Raw genomic sequence first — 255 nt, 5'->3', positions numbered from 1 at the left:
GAGCGTCAGATCACTGGGGATGATATCCAGATTCGCATAGGATGTATGTTGGATACAAGAGCTAACTGCTTTCGGACTTTCGAAGATCGTAGAGATCGTTGCGCCATGATCCTGATTCATATAACGATGGATGAAGGCTGCTTCTTTATCTCCATCGAGACTGCTTTCATAATACGCAGGGTCTCGTTTTAATTTTTTGTCGATGAAAGACTTTGAACAGTTGGCTTGGCCGTCAGCATCAGCAAGTAATATACG

1 pseudogene is annotated in these 255 nt (G+C 43.5%); it reads right to left on the bottom strand.

Annotation, left to right across the window (positions count from 1 at the left end):
* A pseudogene (locus NE665_RS24885) lies at window positions 1-255 on the bottom strand (AAA family ATPase); the annotation flags it as partial.

The sequence above is a fragment of the Clostridium sp. DFI.1.208 genome (genome assembly GCF_024463855.1).
In the GTDB taxonomy this organism is placed as follows: Bacteria; Bacillota_I; Bacilli_A; order Erysipelotrichales; family Erysipelotrichaceae; genus Clostridium_AQ.
This window is presented reverse-complemented; position numbering and strand designations above follow the sequence as displayed.